9 protein-coding genes and 1 pseudogene are annotated in these 13,415 nt (G+C 38.2%); 3 read left to right on the forward strand and 7 right to left on the reverse strand.

The genetic code is table 11. From position 1 onward, the window contains the following. Positions 1-5 precede the first annotated feature (5 nt). Both COD92_RS10755 and COD92_RS10760 read left to right on the forward strand, forming a co-directional pair. The gene (locus COD92_RS10755; RefSeq protein ID WP_176550425.1) at positions 6-1,406 is read left to right on the forward strand and encodes an MFS transporter; all 1,401 of its coding nucleotides are present in this window, start codon (positions 6-8) and stop codon (positions 1,404-1,406) included. 449 nt (positions 1,407-1,855) lie between these two features. Then, entirely contained in the window at positions 1,856-2,779 is a 924-nt protein-coding gene (locus COD92_RS10760) for a phosphate ABC transporter substrate-binding protein (protein WP_098530540.1), read from the forward strand. A gap of 318 nt (positions 2,780-3,097) precedes the next feature. Here COD92_RS10760 and COD92_RS10765 read toward each other — a convergent pair whose 3' ends face one another. Then, complete coding sequence (locus tag COD92_RS10765) at positions 3,098-4,087, reverse strand: metal-dependent hydrolase (protein WP_176550426.1); 990 nt, start codon at positions 4,085-4,087, stop codon at positions 3,098-3,100. A gap of 478 nt (positions 4,088-4,565) precedes the next feature. Here COD92_RS10765 and COD92_RS10770 point away from each other — a divergent pair. Continuing rightward, a pseudogene (locus COD92_RS10770) lies at positions 4,566-4,812 on the forward strand (alkaline phosphatase); the annotation flags it as partial. A 302-nt stretch (positions 4,813-5,114) separates the two neighbouring features. Here COD92_RS10770 and COD92_RS10775 read toward each other — a convergent pair. The 6 genes from COD92_RS10775 to argC all read right to left on the reverse strand — a co-directional run bounded on the left by COD92_RS10775 (position 5,115) and on the right by argC (position 13,345). Then, a complete protein-coding gene (locus tag COD92_RS10775) occupies positions 5,115-6,719 on the reverse strand; it encodes an amidohydrolase (protein ID WP_255295272.1) in 1,605 nt (534 codons plus the stop codon). 165 nt (positions 6,720-6,884) lie between these two features. Continuing rightward, a complete protein-coding gene (locus COD92_RS10780) occupies positions 6,885-8,711 on the reverse strand; it encodes a hypothetical protein (protein ID WP_098996297.1) in 1,827 nt (608 codons plus the stop codon). 392 nt (positions 8,712-9,103) lie between these two features. Beyond that, positions 9,104-10,282, reverse strand: a complete 1,179-nt coding sequence (locus tag COD92_RS10785) for an acetylornithine transaminase (RefSeq protein ID WP_098996298.1) — start codon at positions 10,280-10,282, stop codon at positions 9,104-9,106. Beyond that, on the reverse strand, positions 10,279-11,052 hold the full coding sequence (argB, locus tag COD92_RS10790; RefSeq protein ID WP_098530544.1) for an acetylglutamate kinase: 774 nt from the start codon (positions 11,050-11,052) through the stop codon (positions 10,279-10,281). The genes COD92_RS10785 and argB overlap by 4 nt, the downstream gene beginning before the upstream one ends. 16 nt (positions 11,053-11,068) lie before the next feature. Then, positions 11,069-12,298 carry a bifunctional ornithine acetyltransferase/N-acetylglutamate synthase gene (argJ, locus tag COD92_RS10795; protein ID WP_098530545.1) on the reverse strand — a complete coding sequence of 410 codons (1,230 nt, stop codon included), beginning with the start codon at positions 12,296-12,298 and terminating at the stop codon, positions 11,069-11,071. Positions 12,299-12,310: 12 nt separating this feature from the next. Beyond that, positions 12,311-13,345 (reverse strand): N-acetyl-gamma-glutamyl-phosphate reductase, encoded by a 1,035-nt coding sequence (argC, locus tag COD92_RS10800; RefSeq protein WP_098530546.1) that lies wholly within the window; start codon positions 13,343-13,345, stop codon positions 12,311-12,313. Between the last annotated feature and the right edge of the window lie 70 nt (positions 13,346-13,415).

Consider the following 13,415-nt stretch of genomic DNA (forward strand, 5'->3'; position numbering starts at 1 on the left):
TAACTATGAAGAGCTTAAAATGGAGAATCAATTATACAATTGCTGTAATAATCATACTTGCTGCCTTTGAACATATTGTAATTGGTTTGTTTCCGCCGCTTATTCAATACATAGCAAAGGATTTAAATATAAAAATAGCGAGTTTGGGTTTTGTATCAGCTGCCAATATTTTGGTTACCTCCATTTCCTCTATTTATTGGGGATACCTATCAGGGAAGTATCCACAAAAGAAGATGCTGATTATAGCTACAATTATTTGGTCCTTATCGATATTCTTAACTTCTTTTAGTAATAGTTATTTTCAAATTTTGTTCTTTCAAATGGTAACCGGATTCGGCTTAGGCTGTATTGCTTCAATTGGTTGCAGTGTTTTAACAGAATATATTCCCTATCAAAAACGCGGTTTGATTTTAAGTTTTTGGGGCATGGCCCAAGGTTTGGGCGGAATAACGGGATCGATTTTGGCTTCTTTAACTACTGCGAATAACAGCTGGAGATGGCCTTTCGAAATACTTGGTTTTATTGGCTTATTTGTTATTTTTAGTTTTCTTTTTATTCAAGAGCCAATCAGAGGTGGATTACAATCAAAACCAAAAGAGTTGTTAAAAAATACTCCACCCTACAACTACAATCTGGAAGACAAACACGTAAAATTTCTTATCTTAAAAGGCAGCAATGTATTTTTGTTTTTACAGACATTCTTGATGAATATTGCAACTGGGAGCCTGATTTGGATTCCGACCTTGTATATATTTAAAATAATGCAGCAAGGCTACAGTATGGGAACAGCTGTAATTGTCTCAGGCTATCTTTATGCGATTTTCCAGCTTGGGGGCATCGCATCATTCTATTTTGGGCATCTGGGAGATAAAATTCAAAGGAAAACCTATAAAGGTAGAGCTTATTTTACCGCTTTTTTCGTTCTTATTACCATACCCCTATATATCTTGTTATTTTTTGTGCCAATGACTAACCTGTCATTACCAAATGGTGATAAAAATGAATTCATTATTTTAATGAGCATTCTAAAGCAAATTTTCATAAATCCTTGGATTACGCTTATGTTTGTTTTATCTCTTTTTGCTTCGGCTGCCCAATCAGCCAATACCCCCAATTGGATGGCACTCTTAACAGATGTAAATCTCCCTGAGCATAGAGGGATTGCCTTTAGTATCGCTAACTTTTGCAATAGTTTAGGAAGAACAGTAGGAAACGCAGGCGTTGGTATTTTGCTTGGAATTTTATCTACTAGGTTCAATGCGCCTTATAGTTATATCTATACTTTATCTATACTGCAAATCTTTCTAATACCATCTGCCTTTTGTTATTTGAAAATGTCCAAAAATAATGTTATTGATATAAAGTATGTTATAAAAAAATTAAAGGAAAGAGCAGGAAAAGTGTAAACGCTAAAGATGACTTACTATTTGAAATTCTTAGAACAAAAATTGTGATAGAGCAGAATGATCAACGACTAAGAATCAATTTCAGCGATGGAACCTCATGATGATATGAGAACACCTGTCTATACAATCACTCCTTATTATTGTTTGACTTTTAAATCTCACAACACTTATACCTATAATATTTTTTTGGTTATGAGCAATGTACAATTTATTAATTGCAATACAACGTCACCCTCCGAAGAATATAACTACAGTAAATTACTCTAAATTATATTAGGAAATAGTAACTTCATTATTAATATATTGTAAAAAGTATGTTTAGATTTCGTATGATATTTTTCTACTAAACTTTACAAACCCTTAATACTGAGTTAACAATTACCCTTTATTCTTAAACATGTGAGGCAGACAACATTGTAATGACCAAATTCGTAGGGGGAATAAAAGGTATGAAAAGCTTAAAAAAAATTAGCCTACTTACTTTATTTGCAGCGTTAATGGTTTTCATGGCTGCATGTGGAGGCAGTACTTCGAAAGACAATACAGAAGGAACCGAGAAAACTACAAAAACAGAAGAAAATAAGGAACTTACCGGCTCATTAGTTGTTTCTGGTTCATCAGCTATGCAACCATTAGTGGCAGCGGCAGCTGAAGAGTTTATGGCTGCAAATCCAAAAGTTGATGTACAAGTAAATGCTGGCGGATCTGGTACTGGCTTATCTCAAGTAGCTGAAGGATCTGTGCAAATAGGTAACTCAGACGTTTTTGCTGAAGAAAAAGAGGGCATCCCAGCTGATCAGCTTGTTGACCACAAAGTAGCGGTAGTGGGTATGACGGCAGCGGTTAATCCTAAAGTCGGCATTACAGATATTAAAAAAGAAGACTTAATTAAAGTGTTTACTGGTAAAATCACTAACTGGAAAGAACTTGGCGGTAAAGACCAAAAGATTGTTCTTGTAAACCGTCCTGATTCTTCTGGTACACGTGCAGTATTTAATAAGTTTGCCCTTGATGGCGCGACACCTGCTGAAGGTATCACTGAAGATTCTTCAAACACTGTTAAGAAGATTATTAACGAAACAGATGGTGCAATTGGTTACCTTGCATTCTCATACTTCACTGATGATTCTGTAACACCACTTGCAATCGACGGTGTAAAACCAACTGCAGAAAATGTACAATCTGGTGATTTCCCAGTTTGGGCTTATCAACATTCATATACTAAGGGCGAACCGAATGAATTAGGAAAAGCATTCCTTGACTTCATGATGTCAGATGAGATCCAAAGCACTTTGTTAAATGAACAAGGGTATCTTCCTGTAACTAAAATGAAAGTTGAACGTGATGCAGAAGGAAATCAAAAAAATCTTTAAGAATAAATAAGATTCATTTTTTGAAGTATAATAGAATAGATAAGCCGGTCAGTAATGGTCGGCTTTTTTTGTATGTTAAGGAAAGTCCATTAAATTAAAAGACGATCAATCTATCATTATTTTCTTAACTTTACCTTAACTTAACGATAAAGCTACTAGAATTACACATAGTCTAGTTAAACTGTTACTAGACAAGATAATAAATCGGATTAGTACCAAGCATCTACAGACCTCTAGCCGTGAGAAGTTACCCCTTCACCTCGAACCTATTAGAGTTTAATCAATTAAAAGATGACCACAAATTGTGGTCATCTACTTTTAATTGATTGATGAGGAGCTATTCGTTAGTTTCCTTACCACTTTCTTATATTGTTTCAAAGAGTTAAATGTCCCGATGTAGCTATTCTTTTTCTGGAAATCAGAGGAGATAAACTGTATGGCAAGTGTAGGGAAAAATCTTTTTGTACGAAAACGAAGATCCTTCCAATAGACCAAATATCCGTTTTTTCTCACATCAACAAATGGATACGCATAATTAGTACAGGCAAGAAAGTCTGAAACTCTATGATCATTTCGACTATTGGAGACCAATAACGGAAAGTCGATTTTTTTGGCAAGGGTATGTTCAATGATTAGACCTCTTAATGTGTAAATGCCAAATAGGAAATCTTCCTTGGTCTCAATGAGAATATCCCATTTAAACAGCGTTATACGAGGGATTAGTTTGATACGTTCTGCATTAATAAAATGACTTTGTAGGTGTTTTTTCGATAATATGGCAGAAAGAGTGCGTATGGCAAGGTAGAAAAATAGGATTATATAAATGATAAGAAAGGTTATGCCTGCTTGATAGTATAAGATTAAACCGAAACCGAGAAAATGGATGAGAAGAATGTAGGGATCTAATAAAGGAACAGCATCAAAGGCAATCCATTTTCGAGAATAAGGCCGCAGTAATTGCGTCCCATGTACATTGAATAAATCAAAAACAACATGGAGGATAACAGCTAAAAAAGTCCATAAAAATAGATGGGAAAATGATAAGCCAGCGAATGGAAATAGAATCCAAGAAACAATAATGGCCCATAAAGGCAGAGCAGGAAATGAATGTGACAGGCCCCTGTGATTCCGGATATAGCTTCCCTTTCCCTTTAAACGATACAGAAAATCAAAATCAGGAGCATTTGAACCAATAACAGTACCTAAAATGACAGCCTGTGTTAAGGTTTCATTAGCTGAGACGACCGGATCCAACTGAGCTAGAGCACCTATACCTAAACCGATCACAACGTGCGAAAAAGTATCCACTTGATCACTCCTTAGTCTTAATTTTGAATTATTCAAAAAACTCAATTCAATTTGGCGTATCCCTCTAAAACCTAAGTTCCCTTTATTTTACTTGAAGATGAGGATAATTCTTCTTGAGATATCGTTAATAAAATGTAAAGATTCTGTATATTGAAAAAGGTACATTTTGGACTTATTGTAAAACTATTATATTCCTCCTTTTGCCAAGCTTTTTATATGTTATAAAAGAATTGTTATGAGTAAATTTATTCTATCCGTAAAAGGAAAGGTTCTATAAAGTGAGGATTATAAAAGAAAGGTGTTGTTAGATTTGTTAAATTCCACCGTTCAACAAAACGATTTTCTTTTGAACTCGTTTCTGCCTATCATGAATTTTAATAGAACGAAGAAAGTAAAAAACGTGATTTTCCTTATTGGAGATGGTATGGGTTTTTCATATACTACTGCTCTTCGTTAAGAGCTTGTTACGAGCAAATCCGAGCAGCTGTTAGGATTATTTGCACCAATAGAACTTCCAAAATAGATTGATCGTGATTCTACTATTCCATCTCTTTCCCAAATGACAAAGGCTGCCATTCATCGCTTACAGCAAAATCCAAATGGTTTTTTTCTTCTAGTAGAAGGAAGCCAAATTGATTGGGCAGGGCATGACAATGATATCGGTGGGGGCAATGAGTGAGATTAAAGATTTCGAAGCAGCATTTAACGAGGCGATTCAGTTTGCCTTAAATGGAGAAGTAGGGTCTAAATAGACATTTGTTCAGTGGAAGAATGGAGAATAGTGATATTTCAAAGATTCTTTTTCAGATTATGGATTAAAAAAGTATATAGAAAGCTAGACTAGACTTATAATAATTATTCGGGTTTAGAGTGTCGATTCCTTACCTTATTGGAGGAATCGATTTTTTTTGCACAGACTGTACCCCTAGGCATTACCACTTATTTCGGATACAGTCTGAAGGGCATGTAAATAAATATCAATTTCCGAACATATTTCACCCAAAGCAATGGAGCATATCGAAGAGACTTATCTTTGGAAAACTATATTTCCTGCCATATAAGTTTCTTTAACCAGAACAGTATCAATCTTGTCATTACAAATTTCCAATATGTCTTGATTAAGCACAATAAAATCGGCATAATTGCCAACGGAAAGCTGCCCAACATGGGGAATCCTGGTGATTTCTTGAGCGGCTTTTGTGTAAAGCATGATGGATGTAATCACATCAATCCTTTGTTTTTGTCCAGTATCTGCACCATTATACGCCACGCGTGTCACAGCAGATTTGATCCCGACAAATGGATTTACGGGATCAGCCCAGGCGGTAGCAGGTGCATCGGAAGAAAACGCCACTTTTATCCCTGCCTCAAGCAAGGCTGGAATCGGATAGGTTTCCTTTGTACGTTCAGATCCGAGGTTTTTATGATAGCTCTCAATTTCTGCAAACACAAAAATGGGCTGTGTCACAAAGGCAATACCCGTTACAGCAGCACGCAGAATAGCCTGAGGTGTGGGCATTGCTGCATGCTCTATCCGAATAGAAGGACCATCGGTAAGCCAGCCTGGTTTGTCAAAGAAGGTGTCAATGATTAATTCAATTGCTTGCTCGCCCATTGCATGGACAACTAATTGAATATCGTTCTGTTCGGCTGCTTTAGCTGCAGCTAATAACTCCTCCTTTGTTGTCGTTTGAATACCGAAATTTTCTTTTTCCCCTAAAAAAGGGGGATTGACCCATGCTGTTTTTCCTGAGACACTTCCGTCTGAAAATAATTTAATACCGCCAATGTGAATTTGATTTTCTCTGTTGATTTTATCTGGTACCAATAAAGGTTTGTCCTTCAAATCTTCCCACAGATAGTATAGAACCGTACGTTGTTTAAGTCCTTTTTTGACAGCTGTTTGATACATTTCTAGGTAATCAATCGGCTCGGTTCTGCTTGAAAGATCGGTAATGGCTGTGATTCCATGTGAAAGCAGGAAAGTACTTAATTCGGCAAGTGACGCAGCGTTTTCTTCAAGAGATTTTGCAGGCATAATGCGATAGACGAGATCTTTTGCATTTTCACGTAAAATTCCTGTTGGTTCCCCATTTAAGTCCCGGTCAATTTTTCCACCTGGTGGATCGGGGGTCTCTCTCGTAATACCTGCCAACTCTAATGCTTTGCTATTAACTACAGCAATGTGGGTACATGTCCGACTGATGAAAATCGGAATATCCACTGAGGCTTCATCTAAATCGCAGCGTGTTGGTGTTCTCCCTTCAGACAATTTCCCTTCATCGTAACCCCAGCCTTCAATCCATTTACCTGTTTCATTGGCCTTGCATGAATTCCGAATTTGTTCAATTAAATCTTCTATCGAATTGACAAATGGAGGGGTGCAGGCGATTTGGGTTGATGCATTTGCAAGCCACAAAGGATGCAAATGGGCATCAATAAGGCCAGGAAGCACTCGTTGACCTTTAAGATCCACACAATCTCCATCAATATTTTCCAAATCTGATTCCTCACCAATCCACGAAATGGTGCCATCTCGCACAATCATGGTGCTTGCAAATGGTTGTTCCGGATTAGCGGTGAAAATTTTCCCATTGATAAAAGTCCGCATAGATTGTTTATGAATTGTCATTGGATATTCTTCCTCTCTAAAAGTTTTAAATCTAGTAAAATAGGATTAAAAGATTTAATAAAAAAATGGCTGGGAGTTATTTTTAAACCCTAGATCGCTCCTTTTAAAGTAACCTAGGGTTTAAAACAAATAATGGAGGATAACTACTGAAACATGTGAGAGGTATCACTCTTGATTTGGAAAGTGAAAAGCATATAAGAAGTAGAGGAAATCTTCAAAAGGGAGGGATGACTCTCCATCACGCTCACCATTCCCAGTAACACTTGTTCTAATGGAGTTTCCCCATACTTGAAGACTATCGTTATTTGGATTATAAAAGTAAACACGAATGCAGCCCTTTGGATCATGGCAGACTCTTTGAATCAGTACTGCATGGGCACCAAGCACTTGACCAGTTTGGTTGTAAATTGTAATCCCGGCCGGCTGGGGAAGTCCTTCATTAACATTTGGATTTTCTAAAGGGTGATAGTGCCGATAGAACCGTGCCTTAAAGTCGGAGTCACTATAGATATCTGAAAACTCGCTCCAAACTCCATTTATATGAAAAGAGGGATTGATCCATTTATGGGGATCCTGACCGCGTCCATTGGCAGCCTTTAACATTTCAAAATAAATAGAATCAAGGTGAGGAATCAAGAGTAGTGAGACGGTATCAATATTATCCTCATCGTCCAATGAGACATGCGGAAGCGCATCTGAAGAGATTGGTCTTCCCTCAAAAGGAATCGTGATTTTTCCATGTTCTAGAAAATTATTAAACAATTTGAGCAGCATGACAGGATTCTTTTGTGACCAATAACTCAGTGCCCTTGTTGATTGGCATGTTGGATTAAAACCTTGGCCAATACCTAGGGGCTGCCCTAAAACATTAATCATTCCTGAAACAACAAGAGAACGAAGTGCAGATAAATCTAATATCTTATAAACGTTTATAAGCCTATTCTTAATCTGATCGTGTATAGGCACTTTTACAAGTTTCTCTACTTCACCTATCAATTCGCTCGTAAAAATATCCCGTTGCAGAAGGCACATTAAACCATAAATGCTTCCCCTAGTATTCATTGTAACGGCTGAAGTGATTAATGAAGTAACAAATGGCAAATTCGAACGGAGGTTTTTTCTGGCTGTTTTGTCCGCAGCCAGTAGGCTCTGTAGCAAATCTGGCTTTTCTTTATTAATAAATTTTAAAAATAACGTATGGAAGGGCGAAACAAGACCGGTATGCTTCATGGATTCACGCAGCTGCTCAGCTTCTTTGATTAATAATAAATCATTACTGGCCTTCAATTTATTTTCATAGCTTTCCCTAGCGGCTGCCAGATTCGATGGAGAATAGACCGCATTTTCGTATCTCATCAGGCTTGAATCTGTAACTTTTTGGTCGTTGGCTAATTTTCTTGCATTGGCTATTAATTTTAGGATTTTGTTGGTTACGATAGGCCTTTGGACAGCGAGATTATCCACTTCCTGATACAAAATTTGAAAAACATGGGAAGAAAAACAATGGTCTGAAATAAATCCTAGAATTTCTGAAGCTTGTTTGTCTTTGTAAAGCTGCGTTACCCGATTTTCCTCCGTTTCTTTCATTAAAAGGAGGTCCAGGTTTAAAGCCATGACTTTTGTCAAGAATTCAGTTGCTTCTGCAGCCGACATTTCAGGATGTACATAATCACCTCTGGCAATGGAGAGGATTCTGAGATTGCTCATTGCCTCAGCTGCTGCCATGATTCCACCGGCATGCAAAGTGCCTCTTACTAGCGGGGGATTAAGCTTGCGGACATTCTCCCAGGGCTTCCCAGCAAATAACCCGGCTTCATCAAAGAGATGCGCATATTTGTGAATTTTTGCCAACCCATTCGGTTCCTTGAGAAGGGCTGCAGCTTCTTCATAAACTGCATGTTGAAATAATCTTTTAGTTAATGCGGAAGTTTTCCATAACTGATAAAAGGCCCTTTGAAATGAATCCTCCGAAGTAAATAGAAAAAGTCCCATATATCCATTCCCTCCTCTGCTTATTGCCTTTACAATATATTATTGACAAAAAATAAAGAGAATAACTGATTAGGAGAAAATAACGCAAATGCAACGTAGATACCGAGAAGGGTACGGCATTTAGCTGGCTAATGATCCTTCAACATTACCAGCTGAGCAGGAGAGATTCAAATGACAGGAGTAGGAATGTTTTAAACGATTAAATCGTAAGAATATTTATTAAATTTAAATTATTATTTGATTAATTTACCACAGGATGGTGAATATTTCAAATAATAAAATCTTCTTTTTTCATCACAAACAGCTTTGGCTAATATGGCCTTTTAATATCTTATTGACTAAGCCCAAAAAACAAGGACCACGAAATTATCTTTCGGGTCCTTAAATTGTTACTATTTAGTAAGCAACGCTTGCATATCGGCTACTAGGAATTCTTTTTCCAGAATTTCTTTTATAATGTAGACACCATATTTCAGTTCTTCTTTTGATACAGTTAACGGCGGCAATAGCCGGATGACCTTTTCTCCTGCTGGCAATGCGATAAGTCCCATTTTTCGAAGCTCACTTAAAAGCGGCGCTGCGGACAATTTGCATTCAATTCCAACCATCAGTCCCATACCTCTGATATCCTTTATAATCGTTAAATGGTTTAGGTTATTCCGGAGTTGCTTAAAGAAAAACTCACTTTTTTCAACAACCTCATCTAAAAATTCCTCTTTAAAAATGGCATCCATTGTAGCAATAGCTGCCGCTAACGAGACAGGATTTCCTCCGAAAGTCGAGCCGTGACTCCCTTGACCAAAAAATGGCTCCAATTTCTCTTTCCCGATGACGGCTCCGATAGGAAATCCGCTTCCTAACCCTTTAGCTGATGTAATAAGATCTGGGTCTAGGTCGAAATGTTGGAAGGCAAATGGTTTCCCTGTTCGGCCAATTCCAGTTTGAATTTCATCAATGATGAAAAGTGTTCCATACTGTTTGCAAAGCTCTTGAACACCCTGTAGAAAATCCTTTTTACCAACATGAATCCCGCCTTCACCCTGTACAGCCTCAATCATAACAGCGGCAACATCATTTCCCATTTCACTATTAACAGCTTCAATATCATTATATGAAACATTTACAAATGTCTCGAGCATTGGTCCAAATCCATGCTTTATTTTGTCTTGGCCTGTTGCTGACATCGTCGCAAAAGTCCGGCCATGAAAGGAATTCTTAAAGGTGATAATTTTTGTTTTTCCTGTTGCTTTACGAGCAAGCTTAATGGCCGCTTCGTTTGCTTCTGCACCGCTATTGGCAAAGAACACCCGATCCAGTCCGGCGGCTTCTGCAAGCTTTTTTGCGGCCGTCTCTTGGTTTTCACTTTGGAAAAGGTTCGATACGTGCCAAAATTGTTTAAGTTGCTTACGAACTGCTTCTTCGACATTATTCGGGCGGTGTCCAAGAATACAGACGCCGATTCCTGAAGTGAAATCCAGATATTTTTTCCCATTTTTATCTGTCAAAGTACTGCCGCTAGCTGATTCAGGTTCAATCTCCCAGCGTGCATAGGTTGGAAATAAGTAACTCAATTCGTGATCGGCTCCTTCTGATAAATTTTAGTACCGTGCCATTGTCCATTTTTAAAAAAAGTTTTTTTACCGGACACAATCATGACGCTTTCGACGCCTTTTTCCACAGCATTAAGCGCCGATTGAACTTTTGGAATCATTCCGCCGCTAATTTCACCATTTGATATAAAACTATGAACCTCTTGTTTGGATAGGGAACAGGCGAGAGAGCCCTCAATGAATACTCCATCCACGTTGGTCACAAATAGGCATTGTTCCGCACGAAGGGCTTTAGCCACCTCTGCTGCAGCATAATCTGCATTAATATTAAGTTTTTCGCCTTTTTCAGTAATTCCTATCGGGGTAATGACAGGGATAAAGTTATTTTTTAGGACTAGTTCTAAGAATTCCGTATTTACTTTGCTGATTTTTCCAACCAGACCAAGCTGCTCACGGTTTATATAATCAGCTTGTAAACAAGAGCCGTCACTTCCATTGAAACCAACTGCGGAGAATTGGTACTGCTGAAGCATTGCAACAAGCTTTCTGTTTGTCTGTCCAGATAAAATCATTTCTGCAATTTTTAGTGTTTGCTCATCTGTTTTACGAAGTCCATTTACAAATTGTGGTTTCACACGAAATAAGTTGAGCATGTCATTAATATTAGGGCCGCCGCCATGAACAAAGACTAGTTTAAACCCACGCTTTTGCAGTTCGGAAAGACTTGTAAAAAAAGAAGGGGTTAACTCATCTAATACACTGCCGCCGCATTTGATAACAAGATATTTCATCCTATTTCACCAATCCTTACGAACGATAGCTTGCATTTATTTTGACATATTTATAAGATAGGTCACAGCCCCATGCTTTTCCTTCTCCATTACCCACATGCAGATCGACTAAAATCTGAATAAAGGGCTGATTTAAATAGCCCCGTGCTTCATTCTCAGAAAATACACATGGGACACTATTTTTAAGCATTTGAATAGGACCGATGGCGATATCGACTCGATGAGGATTTATCACTGCATTTGTCTGCCCAATTGCTCCGATGATTCGTCCCCAGTTGGCATCAGCACCAAATATAGCGGTTTTCACTAAATTTGACCCGACGATTTGTTTGGCAATGAATTTTGCTTCTTCATGATCCTTTGCGCCTAATACCTCGACTTCAACTAGCTTTGTAGCTCCCTCGCCATCCATAGCAATTTGCTTCGCTAATTTTTCACATGCCTTTGTTAAGAGCTCAATAAATGTTTCCCATTCCGGATGATCAGGAGTTAATGGAAGATTTTCTGCCATTCCATTGGCCATAACGAGAACCATGTCATTTGTGGAGGTATCTCCATCTACAGTGATTTGATTAAATGTGTTGTTAGTTACATTTTTTAAAGCTGCAGAAAGATGCTCAGAAGAGATGGCTGCATCCGTAGTTAGGAAACCAAGCATAGTTGCCATATTCGGATGAATCATACCCGATCCTTTTGCAGCACCACCAATTGTAATCGTTCTGCCGTTGATAGAAGCGGTGTATCCGCAGCTTTTCATCACGATATCGGTAGTCAAAATAGCGGTTTGAAAATCAACTGCATCACTGTTTAACTTGCCTGGTGATAAGGATTCAATGCCGTTTGTGATTTTATCCATATCTAAGTACTCACCGATAACACCTGTCGATGCAACGGCTATATAATGTTCTTTGATATTGAATTTCTCAGATGTTAAGGAGCGCATTTTTAATGCATCCATGTATCCTCGATCTCCCGTACAAGCATTGGCACAGGCACTGTTTACCACAACAGCCTGTAAGAGTCCTTCACTAGCAATGCTTTCTTGAGTTACTTTCAAAGGAGCTGCTTGGAATTGGTTTGTCGTATAAACTGCTGCCGATGAAGCCGGGATTTCACTAATAATGACCCCTATGTCCTTTTTAGCATAGCGGAGGCCGGCATGGACCCCTGCTGTTGTAAATCCTTGTGGTGACAAGATATTCCCATTTTCAATCTCAACAATTTTATCCTTTAGCAATAGTGGCATTCCAAATCCTCCTTAAGGGTACATGGGTATAAACTCTAATCCCGTTTTCTCATCTAATCCATTCATTAAATTAGCATTTTGAACCGCCTGACCGGCAGCTCCTTTCATGAGATTATCGATAACAGAAACGATCGTTAACCTTCCTGTTCTCTCGTCAACATGTAAACCAATATCACAATAATTCGAACCAGAGACTTCCTTCACAGATGGGAAATTACCATTCTGCCTAATCCTCACAAACGGACTGTGCAAATATTGTTCATTATATATTTCAATCAGTCTATCAGAATTAATATTGTCTGTAAGCTTGACATAAATGGTAGCCATGATTCCTCTTGTAATCGGCAGCAAATGAGTATTGAAAGTGATTGGTGAAACTCCTGCTTTCCAAAGATTCAATTGCTGTTGAATTTCTGGAATATGCTGATGTTCATTTACCTTGTATATTTGGAAATTTTCATTGATTTCTGGGAATAGCAGGCTTTTAGATACAGATCTTCCCGCTCCGGATGCACCAGATTTTGCATCAATGATAATTAATTCCGGGTCAATCAAACCTTCTTTTACCACTGGTGCAAGACCCAATAACGCTGCTGTAGGGTAACAGCCAGGATTTGCGATTAATTTAGCTTCGGTAATTTTTTCTTTATTCCATTCACTCAACCCATAAACTGCTTTTTTCAATAAACTGCTTTTAACTGGTTCGTGTTTATACCATTTCCTATACACTTCTACATCGGTAAGCCGCAGGTCACCGGATAAGTCAACAATTTGAATACCTGTATCCAAGAAGGCCGGAACAAGCTTACTAGATACACCTGAAGGTGCGGCAATAAAAACGATATCTGAATGCTTCGTTATTTCTTCAACATCGATATGCTCGAGTTTTAAGTCTGTAATTCCGTATAGATGCGGAAACTCTTCATATAATGGGGTCTCATCTCTTGTCGTATGCACTGAGTGTATACTAAATACAGGGTGGTGATGTAACAAGCGAAAAAGTTCACCACCGCCATATCCAGTAGTGCCGATAATAGATACTTTCAAAACGCTCCTCCTCGAGACGATCTGTTTATTTAAAGGTTTAACTTTGAGAACTGTCTAGCTTCAGCGCCTG

Source organism: Bacillus sp. AFS037270, from assembly GCF_002585305.1.

What these genes read in the sequence shown, in the direction of transcription:
- COD92_RS10780 (WP_098996297.1), bottom strand. Translation starts at nt 8,711, where the DNA reads ATGGGACTTTTTCTATTTACTTCGGAGGATTCATTTCAAAGGGCCTTT.
- COD92_RS10775 (WP_255295272.1), bottom strand. Translation starts at nt 6,719, where the DNA reads ATGACAATTCATAAACAATCTATGCGGACTTTTATCAATGGGAAAATT.
- COD92_RS10755 (WP_176550425.1), top strand. Translation starts at nt 6, where the DNA reads ATGAAGAGCTTAAAATGGAGAATCAATTATACAATTGCTGTAATAATC.
- argJ (WP_098530545.1), bottom strand. Translation starts at nt 12,298, where the DNA reads ATGCCACTATTGCTAAAGGATAAAATTGTTGAGATTGAAAATGGGAAT.
- argB (WP_098530544.1), bottom strand. Translation starts at nt 11,052, where the DNA reads ATGAAATATCTTGTTATCAAATGCGGCGGCAGTGTATTAGATGAGTTA.
- COD92_RS10760 (WP_098530540.1), top strand. Translation starts at nt 1,856, where the DNA reads ATGAAAAGCTTAAAAAAAATTAGCCTACTTACTTTATTTGCAGCGTTA.